Annotated in this window: 21 protein-coding genes; 13 read left to right on the top strand and 8 right to left on the bottom strand. The window is 68.6% G+C overall.

What is annotated here, in order from left to right:
* Window positions 1–108: 108 nt before the first annotated feature.
* Window positions 109–630 (bottom strand): archaemetzincin family Zn-dependent metalloprotease, encoded by a 522-nt coding sequence (locus NKI68_RS11610; protein WP_254543236.1) that lies wholly within the window; start codon window positions 628–630, stop codon window positions 109–111.
* A gap of 39 nt (window positions 631–669) precedes the next feature.
* Between NKI68_RS11610 and NKI68_RS11605 the strand changes: the two genes are divergently transcribed.
* The 3 genes from NKI68_RS11605 to npdG all read left to right on the top strand — a co-directional run bounded on the left by NKI68_RS11605 (window position 670) and on the right by npdG (window position 2,708).
* Window positions 670–1,071 carry a UPF0146 family protein gene (locus tag NKI68_RS11605; RefSeq protein WP_254543234.1) on the top strand — a complete coding sequence of 134 codons (402 nt, stop codon included), beginning with the start codon at window positions 670–672 and terminating at the stop codon, window positions 1,069–1,071.
* Window positions 1,068–1,946: a TIGR01548 family HAD-type hydrolase gene (locus tag NKI68_RS11600; RefSeq protein ID WP_254543232.1), complete on the top strand. Its 879-nt coding sequence runs from the start codon at window positions 1,068–1,070 to the stop codon at window positions 1,944–1,946. Before NKI68_RS11605 ends, NKI68_RS11600 begins: the two co-directional genes overlap by 4 nt.
* A gap of 93 nt (window positions 1,947–2,039) precedes the next feature.
* Entirely contained in the window at window positions 2,040–2,708 is a 669-nt protein-coding gene (npdG, locus tag NKI68_RS11595; protein WP_254543231.1) for an NADPH-dependent F420 reductase, read from the top strand.
* 118 nt (window positions 2,709–2,826) lie between these two features.
* Here the strand turns inward: npdG and NKI68_RS11590 are convergent, their stop codons facing one another.
* A complete protein-coding gene (locus NKI68_RS11590; RefSeq protein ID WP_254543230.1) occupies window positions 2,827–3,096 on the bottom strand; it encodes a thioredoxin family protein in 270 nt (89 codons plus the stop codon).
* Window positions 3,097–3,194: 98 nt separating this feature from the next.
* Between NKI68_RS11590 and NKI68_RS11585 the strand changes: the two genes are divergently transcribed.
* A complete protein-coding gene (locus NKI68_RS11585) occupies window positions 3,195–3,353 on the top strand; it encodes a preprotein translocase subunit Sec61beta (protein WP_254543229.1) in 159 nt (52 codons plus the stop codon).
* 455 nt (window positions 3,354–3,808) lie between these two features.
* Here NKI68_RS11585 and NKI68_RS11580 read toward each other — a convergent pair whose 3' ends face one another.
* The 3 genes from NKI68_RS11580 to NKI68_RS11570 are packed head-to-tail and all read right to left on the bottom strand — an operon-like array spanning window position 3,809 to window position 6,779.
* On the bottom strand, window positions 3,809–4,582 hold the full coding sequence (locus NKI68_RS11580; RefSeq protein ID WP_254543228.1) for a PHP domain-containing protein: 774 nt from the start codon (window positions 4,580–4,582) through the stop codon (window positions 3,809–3,811).
* A 56-nt stretch (window positions 4,583–4,638) separates the two neighbouring features.
* Window positions 4,639–6,480 (bottom strand): ribosome biogenesis/translation initiation ATPase RLI, encoded by a 1,842-nt coding sequence (locus NKI68_RS11575; RefSeq protein WP_254543227.1) that lies wholly within the window; start codon window positions 6,478–6,480, stop codon window positions 4,639–4,641.
* Window positions 6,480–6,779, bottom strand: a complete 300-nt coding sequence (locus NKI68_RS11570; protein WP_254543226.1) for an EMC6-like membrane protein — start codon at window positions 6,777–6,779, stop codon at window positions 6,480–6,482. Before NKI68_RS11570 ends, NKI68_RS11575 begins: the two co-directional genes overlap by 1 nt.
* A gap of 174 nt (window positions 6,780–6,953) precedes the next feature.
* On the opposite strand from NKI68_RS11570, the gene NKI68_RS11565 reads away from it, so the two are divergent.
* Complete coding sequence (locus NKI68_RS11565; RefSeq protein WP_254543225.1) at window positions 6,954–7,238, top strand: ArsR family transcriptional regulator; 285 nt, start codon at window positions 6,954–6,956, stop codon at window positions 7,236–7,238.
* A gap of 78 nt (window positions 7,239–7,316) precedes the next feature.
* Here NKI68_RS11565 and NKI68_RS11560 read toward each other — a convergent pair whose 3' ends face one another.
* Complete coding sequence (locus NKI68_RS11560) at window positions 7,317–7,652, bottom strand: DUF192 domain-containing protein (RefSeq protein ID WP_254543224.1); 336 nt, start codon at window positions 7,650–7,652, stop codon at window positions 7,317–7,319.
* 124 nt (window positions 7,653–7,776) lie between these two features.
* Between NKI68_RS11560 and NKI68_RS11555 the strand changes: the two genes are divergently transcribed.
* The 4 genes from NKI68_RS11555 to NKI68_RS11540 all read left to right on the top strand — a co-directional run bounded on the left by NKI68_RS11555 (window position 7,777) and on the right by NKI68_RS11540 (window position 11,726).
* Window positions 7,777–9,969: a M6 family metallopeptidase gene (locus tag NKI68_RS11555; RefSeq protein ID WP_254543223.1), complete on the top strand. Its 2,193-nt coding sequence runs from the start codon at window positions 7,777–7,779 to the stop codon at window positions 9,967–9,969.
* Between the two features lie 102 nt (window positions 9,970–10,071).
* Entirely contained in the window at window positions 10,072–10,695 is a 624-nt protein-coding gene (locus tag NKI68_RS11550; RefSeq protein ID WP_254543222.1) for a DUF7097 family protein, read from the top strand.
* Between the two features lie 101 nt (window positions 10,696–10,796).
* On the top strand, window positions 10,797–11,228 hold the full coding sequence (locus tag NKI68_RS11545; protein WP_254543220.1) for an ester cyclase: 432 nt from the start codon (window positions 10,797–10,799) through the stop codon (window positions 11,226–11,228).
* A gap of 48 nt (window positions 11,229–11,276) precedes the next feature.
* On the top strand, window positions 11,277–11,726 hold the full coding sequence (locus tag NKI68_RS11540) for a VOC family protein (RefSeq protein WP_254543219.1): 450 nt from the start codon (window positions 11,277–11,279) through the stop codon (window positions 11,724–11,726).
* Between the two features lie 15 nt (window positions 11,727–11,741).
* Here NKI68_RS11540 and NKI68_RS11535 read toward each other — a convergent pair whose 3' ends face one another.
* Window positions 11,742–12,563, bottom strand: coding sequence for a TrmB family transcriptional regulator (locus NKI68_RS11535; RefSeq protein WP_254543218.1), 822 nt, complete (start codon window positions 12,561–12,563; stop codon window positions 11,742–11,744).
* Between the two features lie 252 nt (window positions 12,564–12,815).
* Here NKI68_RS11535 and NKI68_RS11530 point away from each other — a divergent pair, with 252 nt between their 5' ends.
* The 4 genes from NKI68_RS11530 to NKI68_RS11515 all read left to right on the top strand — a co-directional run bounded on the left by NKI68_RS11530 (window position 12,816) and on the right by NKI68_RS11515 (window position 17,445).
* On the top strand, window positions 12,816–13,367 hold the full coding sequence (locus NKI68_RS11530; RefSeq protein ID WP_254543216.1) for a GMP synthase subunit A: 552 nt from the start codon (window positions 12,816–12,818) through the stop codon (window positions 13,365–13,367).
* An 18-nt stretch (window positions 13,368–13,385) separates the two neighbouring features.
* The gene (locus tag NKI68_RS11525) at window positions 13,386–15,254 is read left to right on the top strand and encodes a DUF2070 family protein (protein ID WP_254543215.1); all 1,869 of its coding nucleotides are present in this window, start codon (window positions 13,386–13,388) and stop codon (window positions 15,252–15,254) included.
* 97 nt (window positions 15,255–15,351) lie between these two features.
* The gene (locus NKI68_RS11520; RefSeq protein ID WP_254543214.1) at window positions 15,352–15,519 is read left to right on the top strand and encodes an HVO_0416 family zinc finger protein; all 168 of its coding nucleotides are present in this window, start codon (window positions 15,352–15,354) and stop codon (window positions 15,517–15,519) included.
* A gap of 90 nt (window positions 15,520–15,609) precedes the next feature.
* Window positions 15,610–17,445, top strand: a complete 1,836-nt coding sequence (locus NKI68_RS11515) for a UvrD-helicase domain-containing protein (RefSeq protein WP_254543213.1) — start codon at window positions 15,610–15,612, stop codon at window positions 17,443–17,445.
* On the opposite strand, the gene NKI68_RS11510 is transcribed toward NKI68_RS11515, so the two are convergent.
* Window positions 17,442–17,684, bottom strand: a complete 243-nt coding sequence (locus NKI68_RS11510) for a DUF7533 family protein (protein WP_254543212.1) — start codon at window positions 17,682–17,684, stop codon at window positions 17,442–17,444. The two genes, NKI68_RS11515 and NKI68_RS11510, sit on opposite strands and share 4 nt — an antisense overlap.
* Between the last annotated feature and the right edge of the window lie 5 nt (window positions 17,685–17,689).

Here is a 17,689-nt window from a genome sequence, read left to right as displayed (position 1 = left end):
GACTGAGAGGGTGAGGCGCGGTTTTAGTCCAGGTTTTGCCAGCGAGTGAGCGCGCCACAGGCGCGCGAACGAGCGCAGCAAAACGTGGGAGTTCAAAACGTCGTGGTTCTAGTGCACGAGGCGCGAGCAGGTCCCACAGAGGTTCTGCTCTTTCATGTCGACTTCGCGGACGGTCGGCGAGAAGTTCATCACGCAGCGGTTGTTGTCGCAGTGTTCGAGTCCGAGCGTGTGTCCGATCTCGTGGACGACCTCCTTTCTGACGCGGTCGGAGAACACCTCGCTGGCCGGCTTCGAGGCGATTCCGCCGTCCGAGGAGGTCTGAAGTCGATAGGTGGAGATGACGCTCCCGTTGCCGTCGAGGTAGGCGAGACCGAAGACGTAGTTTCGCCGCCGGTAGAAGAGGTCCTTCGGCGTGATGGCGATGTTCTTGTCGCCGTCGCCGATCCGGCCGGCGAGTTCGATGAACTCCTCGGCTCGGTATTGCCCCCGACTCGGATCGTACGCTCCCTCGGGAATCTCCTGGGCGCTATGGACGGTTACGTCGCAGTCGTAGACCGCACGCAGACCAGATGACGCCTCGCGCTTGACGGCGGGGGGCACGTCGCCGATCGGCACGATGTCAACGTGCATAGCAAGAGATTAGAGCGGGCCAGCTATAAATATCCCGACGTGAATCCGGCAACACGCGACGCGCTGCTGGAGCGCCTCTGTTACTACGACTCGGTCGTGGAGGTCGGCATCGGGCATCGCGACGACGTCGCGCGCCCCCTCGCGCAGTGCGCCTCGGTCGTCGCCACCGACGTTCACGACCGACCGACGCCGCCCGGCGTCGAGTTCGTCCGCGACGACGTCACCCGACCGACGCTCTCGGTGTACGAGGGGGCGGAAGCGCTGTACGCCATCTGCCTCCCGCCCGAACTGCACCGTCCGACGCGGGCCGTCGCCCGTCGCGTCGGCGCGGCGTTCCACTTCACCACGCTCGGCGGGGATCAACCGGAGATCCCGGTGACTCGGGAGACGCTCCCGGGGACGACGCTGTTCACCGCCCGCGAGCGGGGGGTTGCGACGTGACGCTCGCGGTCGACGCCGTCGTCCTCGACGTCGACGGCGTCCTCGTCGACGTCTCCGAGTCCTACCGCCGCGCCATCGTCGAGTCCATCGAACACGTCTACGGCGAGACGATCGAGCGGGAGACGATTCAGTTGTTCAAGGACGCGGGCGGGTTCAACGACGACTGGGACCTCACTCACGCGGCCGCGCTGCTCGTCCTCGCGCGCCGTCACGGCTACGAGTACTCGACTGCGACCTTCGCGGACGCCATCGCGGCCAGCGGGGGCGGCATCGACGGGGCACAGACCGTCGTCGCCGACAAGCTCGACCCCGACCAGCGAGAGCGCGTCCTCGCCGCCTGGGACCCCGAGAAGCTGACCGACGTATTCCAGCAGCTCTACCTCGGGAGCGACCTGTACCGCGAACTGGAGGGCGGCGAACCATCCCTCGACACGGAGGGGTTCATCAACGACGAGACGGTCCTCGTCGAGGAGGGGACGCTCGCGGCGCTCGTCGAGCGCTACGACGTGGGCGTCGTGACGGGCCGCCCGGCGGCCGAGGCGGCCATCGCCCTGGATCGGGTCAGCCTCGACGTGCCCGACGCCTACCTGTTCACGATGGATCACGACGCGCCGGGCAAACCCGAGCCAGAGGCACTCGTCAGCCTCGCAGAGCGCTTCGACGCCGAGGCGCTCGCGTTCGTCGGCGACACCCTCGACGACGTGCGGACGGCCGTCAACGCCGAGGAGGCGGACCCGGAACGCACCTACCACGGGATCGGCGTCCTCACCGGCGGCCTCTCGGGCGAATCGGGCCGCCGGAAGTTCGAACGCGCGGGCGCGCGGGCAGTCCGGGACAGCGTCAACGACGTGCCCGAACTGCTCGAACCGCGCTGACGCGGCTCTTCGTCGAGTCTCGAGATTCGCCTCGGTGCGCGTCGAGTGAGCGCGTCGCACAACGCTTAATCGTCCCTCCCGCGACTCCCAGGTATGCGAATCGCACTCTGCGGCGGCACCGGCGACATCGGCGAGGCGCTCGCGCTCCGCTGGGCCTACGACACCGACCACGAGATCCTGATCGGCTCGCGCGACCCCGAGCGCGCCCGGGGGAAGGCCGAGGAGTACGTGACCGAACTCGACAGCCGCGGGATCGAGGCGGACGTGAAAGGATTCGCCAACGAGATGGCCGCCGACCGCGCGGACGTGGTGGTCGTCGCGGTCCCCGCCTACCACCTCGTGGACACCGTCGAGTCCATCGCCGACCGGCTCGACCCCGACACCGTCCTCGTCACGCCCGCAGTGGGGATGAAGCGCGACGATTCGGGACTGCACTACAACCCGCCGAGCGCGGGCAGCGTGGCGGCGCTCTGTGCCGACGCCGCCCCCGACGACGTGCCCGTCGTCGGCGCGTTCCACAACCTCGCCGCGGGCAGGTTCGCCGACCTGGACGCCGAGGTCGAGTGGGACACGCTCGTCTTCGGCGACGACGCGGACGCCAAGGACATCGTGATGCTGCTCGCCGACGAGATCGAGGGACTGCGCCCGCTCGACGCGGGCGGCCTCGCCAACGCGAGCGAGGTGGAGGCGCTGACGCCGCTGCTCGTCAACGTCGCGATACACAACGAAGGCATGCACGACCTCGGCGTCCGCTTCCAGTGAACGCCGCGGCGCGGGTCCGCGAGACGCAGGCACGCGCCGCGGGAACCGCTCGGCTCTTCGGCTCTTCGGCTCCTCGGTCCTTCGGTTCGCGCCGTCCAGAAAACGGGGTATCTACGGCTTACGCGCCGGCGGATTCGAGGGCGTCCTCGATGTCCTCGCGCTGGGTGACGCCGACGAAGCGCTCGACGACGCCATCGTCGTTCTCCACGATGAGCGTCGGGAGCGAACGGACCTGGTACTCGTTCGCGACGTCCTGCTCCTCGTCGACGTTCACCTTCTCGACCTCGAAGCGGCCGTCCCAGTCCTCCGCCAGGTCCTCCAGGATGGGATCCTGGGTCTTACACGGGCCGCACCAATCGGCGTAGAAATCCTTGAGGGTGACAGTCATCGGTCCACCCACGCTTACCCGTTCTCGGGAATAAGGGTTTCCACTGGCGTGGGCAAGTAGTGGAAAAGCTTACGGCGATACCGGACCCACCGGAAGGCATGAGCCGTGGCCAGAACACCGGCGGTCTGATGTCGAGCGCCGGACTCGTCCGCTACTTCGACTCCGAGGACCGCAACGCCCCCCAGATCGATCCGCGCACCGTCGTCGCCTTCGGCGTCATGTTCGGACTGCTGGTGATGGTGCTCAACGTCGTCTGAACCACGACGTTTTACTGCGCTCCCTCGCGCTCGCTTCGCTCGCGCTCGGTCGCTGGTAAAACCTCGACTAAAACCCTCGTCGCTCCCGCTGGTCGCTCCTCGGTCCGCTCGCTCGGCGCTTCGCGCCTCGCTCGCGGCCGACAGCACCGGCCGTTCGCACTGTCCGCGGGGCTCTCTGAATCCCGCGCTCCTCGCGGCTACCGCGCTGACGCTGGCGGTGGTGAGCCAGAGGCCAGTCGTCCCGTCCGTACGTTTATAACAGAGAGCGCGGCCAGTGCCCCTGTGACGTGAGAGTCGTCGCGGGGTGTCCGCGGGTGTGCGACGCCACGCCCCGCGAACCAGATCCCACTGCGGCGTCGCCTGTTCGCCAGTATCGGTCGCTACGTTCGTCGCTGAGTGCCTCGCTCGACGGTGATCAGGGACTCACCGCCAAGTCACGACGCGACGGAAGACGTCTACACGTTCAGTTCGACCAGGTCCAGATCGATCTCTTCCCGGAACTCCCGAACTCGCTCGTGGCGGGGGGCGATCTCGTCGGGACGGTGGGAGTCGGAGCCGAGCGTGACGGCCACGTCGTACTCGCGGAGGACGGAGAGGAACGCCGGACGGGGCGAGAACTCGCCGTAGTCGCGCAGGACCCGCCCGGCGTTCAGTTCGGGGACGGTCCGTGAGCGCTCGAACGCCTCCGCGACCCGGCGGTAGTGCTCGTCGGTCGCGAACCCCCGGAGGTTAGGGTTCCGTTCGAGGAGGTCGGGGTGGGCCGCGATCTCGAACAGTTCGGACTCGATCAGCGCGACCAGACCGTCGAAGTAGTCGTCCGTCAGGTCGCGCCGATCGGACTCGGACCAGTCGTCGAAGAGCGACGGCACCTGCACGTTCAGGTCGTCGACGGTGTGGACGCTCCCGATCGCGTAGTCGAACTCGTTTCCGTCGAGGAAGCGCCGGATTGCGTCCTCGTCTCGGGGATCGTAGTCGAGTTCGACCGCGTCGAAGATGTCGATAGCGGCGTCTTCGCGGACGCGCTCGATGGCCGACCGACGCCGCTCGTGGGTCAGATCGAGGTTGAACCCGTGATCGCGCTTGGCCGCGACCATCGACTCGCGTTCCGAGACGTTACAGTGGTCGGCGATACCGACGCCCTCCAGACCCGCCCGCTCCGCGGCGCGCACCATCCAGCGCAGGAAGCTCCCGTCCGAGTAGGTCGAGTGGACGTGGTAGTCGTAGTCCATGTGGACGAGTGTCGAGCGCCGGGGTTAAACGTACCCCCGGTGTGAGCCTCCCCGCCCTACTCGTCGTCGCGTTCGGGGGCGTAGTAGTACTCGCCCGCCCGCTTCTGCTCGCGGTCGAGCTGCGACCCGGGCTTGTTGATCCGCGGGCGACTCGTGCGCTGATCGCGGCGGAAGGTGATGTCGAGGTTGCCGAGGAAGCGGTTCATCCCCTCGCGCATGCCGACGGGGGGGCTCGTCTCGCCGCGGATCGCCGGTTCGCCGTCGAAGACCATCAGGCGATCCGCGAGGAGGTCGATCATGTAGATGTCGTGGTCGATGACGAGCGCCGTCGCGTCGTGGTTCTCCGTGTAGCGGCGGATGGCGCGCGTGGCGAGCACGCGCTGTTCCACGTCGAGGTGCGCCGACGGCTCGTCGAGCAGGTAGAGGTCGGCGTCCTTCGAGAGGCAGGCCGCGATGGCGACGCGCTGGCGCTCGCCGCCCGAGAGGTCGGGGAGGTTCTGCTCCATGATCCGCTCCAGCTGGAGCGGTCCCGCGATCTCCGTCTCCCAGTACGACGAGCCGAAGTCGTCGGTGATCGACGCGAGGAACGCGTCGACGCGCATCGGCTGGTCGATCTCGACGTACTGAGGCTTGTAGGAGATGTCGAGTCGCGCGTCGAGTTCGCCCTCGGTGGGCTCCAGTCGCCCGGTGAGGAGCTTCGCGAAGGTGGACTTCCCGATCCCGTTCGGGCCGACCACGCCGAGCACCTCGTTCTCGTGGATCGCGCCGGCCTCGACCTCCAGGGTGAACTCGCCGTCGCCGTAGCTCTTGGTGAGCGCTGGGTACTCGACGAGCACCTCGCCCCTGCGCGCGGCGCGCGGCGCGTGTCGCTCGAACTCGATGGCCTCCGGACGGATGCGCATGTTCTGCGCCTCCAGGTAGCCCGCGAGGTACTCGTTGATCCCCTGTCTGGTGGACTTCGGGGGCGTGATGACGCCGAACGCCCCTGGTTCGCCGTAGGCGACGTTGAGCGAGTCCGCGAGCAGGTCGAGGACGGCGAGGTCGTGCTCCACGACGAGCATCGAGCGGTCGCCCGCCTCCGCCAGGTCGCGGATGAGCCGCGCGGCGGCGACGCGCTGGCCGATGTCGAGGTAGGGCGTGATCTCGTCGAGGAAGTAGAAGTCGGCGTCGCGGGCGAGCGTGGCGGCGAGCGCGACGCGCTGGAGTTCGCCGCCGGAGAGCGTGTCGATGGGCTGGTCGACGACCGGCCCGATCCCGAGTCGCTCGACGAGGTCGTCGACGACGCCGCGTTCGTCGGTCGAATCGAGCAGCTGGCGGGTGTTGCCGTCGAACTGATCGGGGATCTTGTCGACGTACTGTGGCTTTCGCGCGACGGCGATGTCGCTGTCGCGCATCGCCTCCAGGTAGTTCTGGAGTTCGGTGCCGCGGAAGCGGTCGATGGCCGCCTCCCAGCTCGGTTCGGTGTCGTAGTCGCCGAGGTTGGGGGTGATCTCCTCGGCGAGGATGCGGACGGCGGTCGTCTTCCCGATCCCGTTCGGGCCGAGGATGCCCGTCACCTTCCCGTCCTGCGGGGCGGGCAGGCCGTACAGCGAGAAGGCGTTCTCGCCGTAGCGGTGGACGGGTTCCTCGTCGAGTTCCTGCGGGAGGTTGATGATCTCGATGGCGTCGAACGGGCACTTCACCACGCAGATGCCACAGGACTCGCCGAGACAGATCTCCTCGGAGATACGTACCTGGTCGGGATCGCCCGCTATCTTGCCCTCCTTCGCCGCGTCGCCGCGGGTCGTGATGCACTCCTTGCCCGTCCGATTGGGTGGGCAGTAGTTGGCGCACTCGTAGTTACAGCGGTCCGGCGAACAGCGGTCGAGATCGACGACCGCGATGCTGTCCTCCGCCATCAGAAGCTGACTCCCGCGGTGTAGAGGACGGTCAGACTGACGAACCAGAAGGCGAACGTCATGAAGGCGACGTAGAGGTAGTCCTTCCCGGAGAACTCATCGACGACGCCGGTGACGCGAAGCAGGGGGATCTGCACGGCGATGGCGACGAGAAGGACCGACGCCGACAGGACGTCCTGCGGACCGGAGGCGACGACGCTCCCGGCGACGCCGGAGAGGAGTCCCGCGACCGCGGCCAGGGCGGTGACCGTGAGGCCCCGCACGTGGGCGCGTCGTCGCTCGACGGTGTCGGTTGCCATGTCCATGCGTCGACCGCCCGCGCGCAAAAGCCGTTCGGTTGGCCCGCTGGTGCGTCGGTCGACTCCGACGGCGCTCGCGGCGGTGCACCCGCGGCGCGGATACCGGCGGGTGTGTCCGGAACCGGAAGAACCCCTCAAGCTTTATGCGCCGTGGACGTGTCTTTCCGCCCACTGATGAGCGACACTACTGCCGAGGGGATAACGGACCTACCGCCGAGTGCGAAGCTGGTGTACAAGGTGCTCGAGTACAACGGGCCGCTGACCCAGAAGGGTATCGTCGAGGAGTCGATGCTCTCGGCCAGGACCGTGCGGTACGCGCTCGAACGGCTCGAATCCATCGACGTCGTCGACGAGGACGTCTACTTCGCCGACGCACGCCAGAACCTCTACGAGATCGCCGAAGCGGCCGGGACCGCCAGGGACGACGCGGAGGAGACGAAGGCCGTCAGCGACGACTGATCGATCCCCCGATCCCCACCACCTCGGCTCCCGTCGCGCGAGGGTGACACCGTTCCGAACGCGCTTCGGGGTCCTCGCTCACTCGATCCGAATTCTGTCCCCCCGTTCCACGCCGTCGAGCGTACCCGCCGGGAACTCCACGACGGCGTCGGCGATCGCCCGGCCGTAGCCGCGCCACGGTGCGAGCGTCGCCGTCCGCTGCACCACGTCGTCGCAGAGCCAGCAGACGTCGAGCGGGAAGGGGACGCAGAGCGTGTGGATGCCCCGCCGAGCCTGCCGACCGAACGGGAAGACGAGCGCGTAGTCGTCCGGGATCGAGCGCCGGAACATCAACCCCCGTCCCTGCGAGAGTAACCCCTCCGCCCGCTCGACCTCGGTCGCGAGCACCCGTCCCGAGTCGTGTACGACGCGCACGTCCCTCCGAGAGCGGGCCGCTACCAAAACGATGTCGCGTACCGATCGACACACCGTTCCTGTGTGGAATATAATAATTTGGTATCGGAAACATTAAGTCGTCGAGCAGGTGAATCGTTCTCGGATGCGAATCCGTACCATCGTACTGACAGTCCTGGTCGTGGTATCGACCGCGACCGCGTGGACGGGGGGTGTCGCCGGGGTGGCGGACCCGTCCACCGAGAACGGTTCCGCGTCGGTCGCCGCGACCGACCCCGCCGAAGAACCCATCGAGTACCGCCCGACGGAGGTGACCCCGAACGACACGCGGCTCCCCGTCGACGCCGACACGCTACCCGGCGACGCGGCGGGCGCGAGCGGCGACGGAGCGAGCGCCGCCGGATCGGGCGGCGGGACCGGATCGACCGCCGCACAGGAGGGCCAGACGAAGTACTTCCTCGCGCTCGACTACGCCAGCGGCGGGTACTACTTCAAGGAGTTCACCCTCCGAGAGGTGGGCGAGGAGGTCGAGATCTGGGTCGCCGAGGACCTCTCGTGGCCGTCCGACGACCCGCGCTCTACGCCGCGGGTGACCGACGCGCAACTCGACTACCTCGCCGAGGAGTTCGACTCGAACATCTACCCGACCGAGAGCGAGCTGTTCGGAACGCCCGCGCCGCGCAACGGGACCGAGGCGCTCGACGAGGCGCTCGGCCTACCGGAGAACTACTGGCGGACTGACGGCGAGGGGCGCTCGGTCGTCCTCGTCGACAACGTCCGCGACGAGAACTACTACGACGCGGACTACCCGAACTACGTCGCCGGGTTCTACTCGCCGACCATCCAGCGGTACACCGACCGCAACGTCGTGACGGTCGACGCCTACGACTGGCAGCACCGCGCGGGCGGTCCCGACGCCCCGTGGAAGGAGCCGGGCGACGAGCGGAACGTCCCGCACCTCGTCGAGGGCACCTTCGCCCACGAGTACCAGCACCTCGTCCACGGCGACCTGGACGCCGACGAGACGACGTGGGTGAACGAGGGGCTCTCCGACTTCGCGGAGTACGCGGTCGGCTACGGCCACCCCGAGGGGCACGTCAGCGCCTTCGAGGCCAGCCCGGACAACTCGCTGGTCGAGTGGGAGGACGAGGGCGCGATCAACGTCCTCGCGGATTACGGCCACGCCTACCTCTTCCAGCTGTACCTCTACGAGCAGTACGGCGAGGACGCGATCCGGGCGATCGCCCGCGACGACCAAAACGGCATCGCGAGCGTCGAGGGCGTGCTCGAGGCGGAGGGTCACGAGGGGGACTTCTACTCGCTCTACCAGGACTTCTCGACGGCGACCGTCGCGGACGGGATGGGCCGCGCCAGTAAGCCACGCTACGAGTTCCGCACCATCGACCTCGACGTGAACACGAGCGATCCGGACCGGGAGGCCGCCGCGTGGGGTGCCTCTCACACCACCGTCGACGCCGCGGGCGAGGGACCGGTCGCCGGCGTCACGATCAACGGCATCGACTTCACCGGGACGAGGTGGACGACCGCGGCCGACCCGACCGGCTCGGGCGACACCGTCCTCTACAGCGGGCGGGGGGACCTCCTCGACAACCGCGCCATCTTCGAGGCCCACCTGACGAACGTCGAGGACCCGACGCTCGGGTTCGAGACCTACTACGACATCGAGCGGGCGTGGGACTACGGCTTCGTGCAGGTCTCGACCGACGGCGGCGAGACGTGGACCAGCCTCGCGAACGGGAACACGTCCACCGAACTCGCCGACGGTGCGCACCCCGACGTTGCGGCGAACGTCCCCGGCTTCACCGGGAGCACGAACGGCTCGTGGGTGACCGAGGAGTTCGACCTCTCGGCGTACGCGGGCCAGGAGGTGCTCGTCGCCTTCCGCTATCAGACCGACTGGGCGGTCGCGAACGAGGGCTGGTACGTGCGCGACGTCGCCGTGTCGGGCACGAATGTCAGCTACGACGGGTCGAGCGTCGCGCCCTTCCGGAGCCTCCGGGAGGTGCGCGAGGACTACGTCGAGTACCAGTTCACCCTCGTCGGCGTGATGAACAACGGCAACTACCGCGTCCAGCAACTCGACATGCGGACGTTCGACGAGGGCGACGCGGAGGAACTGGACAGGTTCCTCCGCAACGGTAACTTCGAGGAGATCGTCGTCTCCGCGACGTGGGCCGCCCCGCCGGGCGACACCGGCACCGTCCCCTACGACTTCGAGGTCGAGTTCCGACGGACTGGAAAGGGACGCGGGAACGGCAACGGGCCCGGAGACGGTACCGAGCCCGGCCCCGGCCCCGGCGAGGCGAGGGGCCGGTAACGGTCGAGCCGCGACGCGGCACGCCGCGCGGCGACACCGCGAACGTACACTCCCTTCGATACTTCCGCGAACGTTGAAATCGGAGGGCGCGCAATCCCGCCCATGGAGAAGACGCCCGCCGGATCGTCGGTCGGCGTGGACGACCCCTACGAGTTCGTCGAGCGGTGCGACCACCTCACCGACGACGGGCGCTGTCGGTTCGCGTTCGAGCGCCCCGAGGCCGACCCGCGCTTCGCGGAGGCGCGCCAGCGCGACGACTACGCCTGCCCCGTCGCCGAGGGGTGCTGGGAGTGGCGCGACTGCCCGCACATGCGCCGTCGGGGACGTGCGCGCGAGTGCGCCCGCTGCGGACTCGAGGAGGTCCGCATGGCCCACGATCGGGCGCGCCCGCTGCTGGAGGAGCACCACCTCTCCTACCGCGACGAGTCCCATCTCTCCCACGAGATCACGGTCACCCTCTGTCGGTGGTGTCACGCGAAGGTCCACGCCTCGTGGGCGCGCGTCGACGACGACGCCGCGCCCGATCCGGAGGCCCTGGCCGCGCGCGAGGAGCGCCGGGGACGCGAACTCGCGGAGTTCGCCTTCTCGACTGCCGGCGAGCGGGTCGAACCGACCGACGACAGTCGACTCGATGGCGGCGGGCACGAGGGTCGCGGCGATCGCAACGAACGCGACGATCACGGCGGGTGCGACGATCACGGCGGGCGCGACGACCCCGAGGCGTAGCCCGCCCGACGCCGGGAGCGTACTCGCCCCGGTACTGTCGGGGGGATCCGCGAGAATAGCTATTTCCCGTGCTCGCGATGGAGTACCGGGGTGAGAGAGAGATGGCAGTGACAACTCGAGACAACATGGACGTCGTCCGGCGCGACGTCGAGGAGATCTGGAACGGCGACGACACGGACGCGATCCCCGACCTCGTCGCCGAGGACTTCGTCTACCACAATCCGATGGTGGACGAGGAGATACGGGGACCCGAGGGCTACCGGCACCTGATCGAGGAGTACCGCGAGGCGGTCCCCGACTTCGAGATGACCGTCGAGGAGATGTTCGGCGACGGGGATCGCGTCGCGACGCGGTTCACGACGCGCGGGACGGTCGAGGGCGAACTCCGCGGCGTCGAGGCGACGGGGAAGCGCATCGAGGTGACGGGCGCGATCGTCGATCACATCGAGGACGGAAAGATCGCGGAGCGGTGGGTCCACGACGACGCGCTCGGCATGATGAAGCAACTGGGCGCGATCCCCGAGGACCGCTGAACGACCGCCCGACGCGAACGCTTTTGTCTCCCCCTGCCAAGTGATCGCATGGATTCAGCGGATTCGGCGAGCGCGAGCCACCTCGGCCACGTCCACCTGAAGGTTCGCGACCTCGACCGCGCCGTCGGCTTCTACGAGGCTGTCCTCGGCCTCTCGGTCAGCGAGCGGCAGGGGAACTTCGCGTTCCTCTCGTTCGGCGAGCACCACCACGACCTCGCGCTGCAGGCGCTCGGGTCGCACGCCGCGCCCCCCGGCCGCGGCGTCGGTCTCTACCACGCCGCCTGGGAGGTGCCCGACGCGGCGGCTCTGCGGGGCGTCTACGAGACGCTCCGCGAACGCGGCGTCCGGGTGTCGCCGGTAGATCACGGCATCAGCAAGGCGCTCTACTTCTCCGACCCCGACGGAAACGGCGTCGAGGTGTACCTGGACACGCGAGCGGAGAACGAGCGCGAGGAGTGGCGGGGCGAGACGGCCCCGTTCGATCCGACGGCGCTGTAACCCGGTCAGACAGTATCAGTCGTCGGAGAACCGCTCGCCCGGGTCGGCGAGGATCGACTCGGAGAGGTCGGTGAGCCGTCGGGTCGACGCGGACCCCCCGCGAACGAGCGACCCGAGGCGCGACCCGAGGCCGCCGGTGCCCAGGATCGCCGTCTCCATTCCACCGGCGGCGGTCTCGTCGTCGATACTGCTCAGCAGCACCGAGTCGTCGTCGACGAGGAGGGTGCGACCGACGCCGCCGCCGTCTGGCGACCGGTCGGTGACGAACACCTGCGCGCCGGGGACCAGCTGTTCGATCCGGTCGCGGACCTCCGCCGAGGGCACCTGGACGAAGGTCGTCACCCCGCGATCGAGCGCGGCGCGGATCCACGACGTCGAGCGGGCGACGACGCGCTCGTCGTCCTGGACGACCACGACGACCTCCCGGTCGGCGTCATCGACGAGCTGACGGCCGCGTTCGGTGACGTTCTCCTCGCCGGTGACGGTCCAGCACTCGTCGTTCCGCCGCTGGGGCGACACCTGGAGTTCGGCGAGGCTGTCGCTGACCGTCTCGATGTGCGCGCTGAACTCGTTCCGGAGCGTCCGGATCGCCGTGTCGGTCGGCGTCCCCCGATAGACCCGGGGGTTCGACCCACGGACGTCGACCAGCCCGCGTTCGCGCAACTGGTCGAGCGAGTCGTACACCCGAGAGCGCGGGACGCCCGCGACCTTGCTTACCTCCTTCGCCGTCCCCTCGGAGAGCTGCGACAGCGCGACGAAGCACTTCGCCTCGTACTCCCGCAGGCCCAGTTCTTCGAGAGAGTCGATCGCTCGCGTTTCGTGTTCGGTGTTTGCCATGACCAGGAGTGCCCCCGGACCCCGGAGATCGCGTCGGTCCGGGGTGAACCGCTCGGACAGCGGGACTAACCTATCCACCCAGATAAGTGTACGTCCTGCTTGTGCAGGTCTGGACGGTCCGGCGGGGAGGACGGTCGGTCGGCCGAACCGATCCGTTCGCCGCTCTCCCGGCCGCTGGGAGACGATCCGCCCGCACGTACCGAGAGACGGTTTCCGGAGGTTTTTATCGGGGTACCGCCGTAGGTGCCAGCAATGACCCGCATCGTCGTGGTGGACAACCACGGGCAGTTCACCCATCTCGAGCAGCGCGCGCTCCGCGACATGGGGGTGGACGTCGCGCTGGTCGACAACGCCACCCCCGCAGCCGAGGTCGACGCCGACGGCGTCGTGCTCTCCGGCGGCCCCGACATCGACCGGGCGGGCCACAGCGCGGAGTACCTCGACCTCGGCGTTCCCGTGCTCGGCATCTGTCTCGGCATGCAGGTGATCGCCGACGCGCTCGGTGGGCGCGTCGGGAGCGGTGACTACGGCGGCTACGCCGACGTGACCGTCGAGATCGTGGACGAGGACGACCCGCTCGTCGGCTCGCTCGCCCCCGAGACGCGCGTCTGGGCGAGCCACGCCGACGAGGTGAAGGAACTGCCGCCGGGGTTCCGCCTCACGGCCCGCAGCGACGTCTGCGGCATCGAGGCGATGGGCGACCCCGAGCGCGACCTCTACGGCGTGCAGTGGCACCCCGAGGTCGCCCACACGGCGGAGGGCGAGGCGGTGTTCGAGAACTTCCTCGCGCGATGTGAGGACTGAGAGAGCCCGCACCGGACGATGACCACGAATCAGGGCGACCTCGCGGATCTCTCGCGGTTCATCTTCCGCGCGCCGAACTGGTACGCGAGCGTCGGGTTCTCGCTCCTCATCGCGGCACTCACCGGCATCGCGGCGTTCGACTCGCGCTACGTCCTGGAGGACGCCTGGCAGGGGGTCTTCTTCATCGGCATTCCGACCGTCGCGGCGAGCGTGCTCACGCCGTGGGTCGACCGTCGCCTCGACGGGCAGTTGACGCCGAACCGCGCCTCCCTGCTCGCGCTGTTCTGCGAACTCGTCACCGTCGCGGTGATGACCGTCGCCGGCGTCGTCGCCATCCTCACCCCCCTCGGACAGCAGTTCGTCTTCGACGCGCTGCTGGTCGCGCTGGCGAGCGTCTTCGCCGTCCGGTTGCTGGTCGTGATGGCCGTCTCGCGCAAGTCGCTGCTCGTCGCGGCCGTCCCCGCAAGCATCCAGACGCTCGCGGCGGCGCTCCTGCTGTTCGTCTACAGCGGGACGATGACCTACCTCGAGATCGGCGGGCCGATCTTCCGGTCGTACCTCTCGCGACCGGAGCGCGCCCCCGAGGCGCTGTCGATCGTCGTCCCGCAGGACTTCCTCCTGCTCGGGGTGATGTGCCTCCTCTACGGCGGGGCGGCGTGGCTGTTCGTCGTGATCATCGACACGCCCTGGAAGCGCGGGCTGGGCGTCAGCGTCCTCGACTTCGTCCGGGGGTTCATCGGCCACATCGCCGAGGGCACCCGCGAACTCGAGGACTTCTTCGAGCAGCTGGGCGAGGAGGCCATCGTGCCGGTCACCGTCCTCTCGTTCCGTCGGATCGAGGACGGCGTCGAGAAGGCCCGGTTCGTCCTCCCGATGATCCACCCCGGTCCGATGGGCGAGATCGGCGGCGGGAACCTCCCGGCCCGCGTCGCGGCGAGTTCCGAGGGGATGGCCTTCCCCCCGCACGCGACCGCCGGGCACGACTTCAACCTCGTCACCGAGCGCGAGGTGGACGCCGTCGTCGAGGCGGCGACGCGCGCCCACGAGCGCATCGAGTACGCGACGACGGCGAGCGAGAGCGTCCGAACGCGCGACGGGGAGGTGTCGATCCTCGGTCAGGCCTTCGGCGACGACGCCCTGCTCGTGGCGACCTACGCCCCGGCGTTCGCCGACGACATCGAGTACGCCGTCGGCCTCTCCGCGGCCGCCGAGGCGCGTACCACCGGTCTCGACGACGTGATGCTCGTCGACGCGCACAACAGCAACGACGGGCTCGACGGGGAGGACCTCGGACACGTCACCCCCGGGAGCCGTCGCTCGTTCTCGATGATCCAGGCCGCGGGCGAGGCGGGTCGCCGCCTCGCCGCCGCGGAGCAGGGGCCGGTCCGCCTCGGCGTCGCGTGGGACCGCACCCGGTGGACGCCCCAGGAGGGCATCGGTCCGCTCGGCGTTCGCGTCGCGTGCGTCGAGGTCGGCGACCAGCGGACGGCGTACGTCCTCGTCGACGGGAACAACATGGAACCGGGGCTGCGCGACCGTCTGGTGGACGCGGTGCTCGCCGAGGCGGACGTCGAACTGGTCGAGGTGATGACGACCGACACCCACATCGTCAACACCGTCAAGGCGGACAACCAGGTGGGCGCGGCCCTCCCGCACGACGAACTCGAATCGCTCGTCACCGACCTCGTCTCGGACGCGCTGGCCGACCTGGAGCCGGTCGAGGCGGGGATGGCCGTCGAGCGCGCCGAGGTGACGGTCTTCGGCAACGATCGGACCGAGACGCTCGCCAGCCACGCCAACGCGATGATCTCGATGGGCGGCGCGCTCGCCGCCGCGTTCATCCTCGTCGTCGTCGCGGTGAGCGTGCTCATCTTCTTCGTCGCCTGACCGGCGGCGGGACGGTCCGTAGTCCACGTCAGCACAGTCTCGATCGACGGGAATCGCCAGTACTTTTATTGCCGTGGTGTGCCATACCATGACCTGTATGGCAACCGCAGACACCGACCTGTTCGACGAGTTCCTGTCACAGCGTGGTCACGCGACCGAGCGGCCGAGTTGGGAGCAGGACTATAACAAGAAGCAGTGTCCCGAATGCGGTGGTCTCCACGACATGTCCGCCACGCAGTGTACCGTCTGCGGGTGGTCGCCGTAGCCGTCGATCGGCGACCGGCGATCGACGGACCGTTTCGTTTCCTTCCCGAATTCACGTGACTTATACTGGAGGGGACCGTTCGTGGCTTCAATGACCGACACGCAGGTTACCCGGCTGTTCGGCGGGCCGGGCTGCGGGAAGACGACGGCGCTTCTCGACCGCGTCGATTCGCTGCTCGAGGAGGAGGGTGTCGAGGTCGACGACGTGCTCGTCGTCTCGTACACCCGGGCGGCCGCCGCGGAGATCCGCGAGCGACTGGCCGAGCGCCTCGACCGCAACCCGCGCTCGCTCCGCGGCAACGTCTGCACGATGCACGCGAAGGCCTACCAGTTGCTCGACCTCTCGCGCGGGGACGTGGTCGGCGAGAAGCACAAGAAGGAGTTCTGTGAGGACTACGGGCTCGAGTACGAGGACGAGTACGAGGCCTCGCGGCGGCGCTCCTCGCGCTCGACCACGATGGGGAACAAGATCATCGCCACGAGCCAGTGGCTCCAGCGGACGCGCCGCGACGTGGCCGACTGGTACGACGTGCCGTTCCAGTGGGACGTCGAGACGGTGCGACTCCCCCCGGACGTCGACCCGAACGCGCAGACCGGCAACAAGTACACCCCGACGTGGTCGAGCGGCGACGACCGCCTCGACGTGCCCGAAGCCATCCGTGCGTGGCGGGCCTACAAGGGCGACAACGGCCTCGTCGGCTTCGCGGACATGCTCGAGCGAGTCAAGCAGCGCTCGCTGCTGCCGAACGTCGACTACCTCGTCATCGACGAGTTCCAGGACATCACCACGCTCCAGTACGAGGTCTACGACGAGTGGAAGGCGCACATGAAGCGCGTCCTGATCGCGGGCGACGACGACCAGGTCGTCTACGCCTGGCAGGGCGCGGATCCACACCTGCTGCTCAACGAGGTCGGCGAGGACGTCATCCTCGACACCTCCTATCGGCTCCCCTCGCGCATCCTCAACGTGGTCAACCACGAGATCGCCCACGTCACCGAGCGCCAGGAGAAGGACTTCCTCCCCCGCAAGGAGGGCGGGGCCGTCGAGGCCGTCCGGAACCCCTCGATGCTCGACCTCGTGCGCAACATCCGCCACACGATCGAGACCGACGAGGAGGGGAGCGTGATGGTGCTGTTCCGCGCGCGCTACCAGATGTACCAGTTCATCGATGAGTTCATCGGGGAGGGCATCCCCTTCCGGGCGCTCACGGACCAGCGGATGTGGACCGACCGCCTCACCGACTACGTCCGCGCCGTCGAGGCCATCGAGGACGGCGAGCCGGTCGACGGGCTCCAGGTGCGCCGCCTCGCCGAGATGCTCGACAGCGCCGCCTTCGGCACCGGCGAACGGGACGACCTCTACGACGCCCTCGACGACCTGCAGGACGCGGAGGGCGTCGAGGACCTCACGGACCTCGAGGTCGCCCCCGACTTCGTGAAGGACCACGCGCCGTTCACGCCCGGTCGGGCGAGCGCCGCCGACATGGTGCGGAAGGTCACCAACTACCAGAAGCGTTCGATCAAGGCGTACTTCGGGGGGGACTACCAGGACGTCGACCGCTCGCGCGTCCGCCTCGGCACCATCCACTCCGCGAAGGGGCGCGAGGCGGACCACGTCTTCGTCGCCACCGACCTCACCGAGAAGGTCGTAGAGCAGATGGCGGCGACCATCGAGGACGAGGGCATCGAGGTCCCCGGCGACGGCGCGTTCAGCAAGACGACCGACCCCGTGCCGACGCTCACCGACAACGAGCGCCGCGTCTTCTACGTCGGCATGTCCCGCGCCCGGGAACGGCTCGTCCTCATGGAGAACCTCGTCGACGGCGCACCGACGCTCCCCATCGACGTGCTGCTCCACAACGAACCGACCGGCGCGCCGCTCGATCAGCTCATCGACGACGCGCAGGAACCGCTGGCGACGGTCTAGTCCGGGTCGTCCTCGTCGGGGAGCACCGTCCCGACCGCCTTCTCTGCGACCTTCGCGGGCACGTCCTGCGGCGTGGTGAGGTACTCCTCGACGAGGAGCATCAGCACCGCGAACGCGACGAAGCCCGCCCCGAGCAGTGTCTCGCCCGAGCGGAGGAAGGAGAGCCCCAGCAGCGCGATCGGCGCGGCGAACGCGACCGTGACGGCCAACTGGAGCGTTCCGATGATGCCGCGTGCCATGCCCG

Source organism: Halomarina pelagica (genome assembly GCF_024228315.1).
Lineage (GTDB): Archaea > Halobacteriota > Halobacteria > Halobacteriales > Haloarculaceae > Halomarina > Halomarina pelagica.
This window is presented reverse-complemented; position numbering and strand designations above follow the sequence as displayed.

Excerpts from the sequence above, each read along its gene's own strand:
- NKI68_RS11520 (WP_254543214.1), top strand. The coding sequence starts at position 15,352 with ATGGCAACCGCAGACACCGACCTGTTCGACGAGTTCCTGTCACAGCGT.
- NKI68_RS11590 (WP_254543230.1), bottom strand. The coding sequence starts at position 3,096 with ATGACTGTCACCCTCAAGGATTTCTACGCCGATTGGTGCGGCCCGTGT.
- NKI68_RS11570 (WP_254543226.1), bottom strand. The coding sequence starts at position 6,779 with ATGGCAACCGACACCGTCGAGCGACGACGCGCCCACGTGCGGGGCCTC.
- NKI68_RS11535 (WP_254543218.1), bottom strand. The coding sequence starts at position 12,563 with ATGGCAAACACCGAACACGAAACGCGAGCGATCGACTCTCTCGAAGAA.
- NKI68_RS11540 (WP_254543219.1), top strand. The coding sequence starts at position 11,277 with ATGGATTCAGCGGATTCGGCGAGCGCGAGCCACCTCGGCCACGTCCAC.
- NKI68_RS11550 (WP_254543222.1), top strand. The coding sequence starts at position 10,072 with ATGGAGAAGACGCCCGCCGGATCGTCGGTCGGCGTGGACGACCCCTAC.
- NKI68_RS11565 (WP_254543225.1), top strand. The coding sequence starts at position 6,954 with ATGAGCGACACTACTGCCGAGGGGATAACGGACCTACCGCCGAGTGCG.
- NKI68_RS11580 (WP_254543228.1), bottom strand. The coding sequence starts at position 4,582 with ATGGACTACGACTACCACGTCCACTCGACCTACTCGGACGGGAGCTTC.
- NKI68_RS11530 (WP_254543216.1), top strand. The coding sequence starts at position 12,816 with ATGACCCGCATCGTCGTGGTGGACAACCACGGGCAGTTCACCCATCTC.
- NKI68_RS11585 (WP_254543229.1), top strand. The coding sequence starts at position 3,195 with ATGAGCCGTGGCCAGAACACCGGCGGTCTGATGTCGAGCGCCGGACTC.
- NKI68_RS11515 (WP_254543213.1), top strand. The coding sequence starts at position 15,610 with ATGACCGACACGCAGGTTACCCGGCTGTTCGGCGGGCCGGGCTGCGGG.
- NKI68_RS11525 (WP_254543215.1), top strand. The coding sequence starts at position 13,386 with ATGACCACGAATCAGGGCGACCTCGCGGATCTCTCGCGGTTCATCTTC.
- NKI68_RS11545 (WP_254543220.1), top strand. The coding sequence starts at position 10,797 with ATGGCAGTGACAACTCGAGACAACATGGACGTCGTCCGGCGCGACGTC.
- NKI68_RS11510 (WP_254543212.1), bottom strand. The coding sequence starts at position 17,684 with ATGGCACGCGGCATCATCGGAACGCTCCAGTTGGCCGTCACGGTCGCG.
- NKI68_RS11610 (WP_254543236.1), bottom strand. The coding sequence starts at position 630 with ATGCACGTTGACATCGTGCCGATCGGCGACGTGCCCCCCGCCGTCAAG.
- NKI68_RS11555 (WP_254543223.1), top strand. The coding sequence starts at position 7,777 with ATGCGAATCCGTACCATCGTACTGACAGTCCTGGTCGTGGTATCGACC.
- npdG (WP_254543231.1), top strand. The coding sequence starts at position 2,040 with ATGCGAATCGCACTCTGCGGCGGCACCGGCGACATCGGCGAGGCGCTC.
- NKI68_RS11575 (WP_254543227.1), bottom strand. The coding sequence starts at position 6,480 with ATGGCGGAGGACAGCATCGCGGTCGTCGATCTCGACCGCTGTTCGCCG.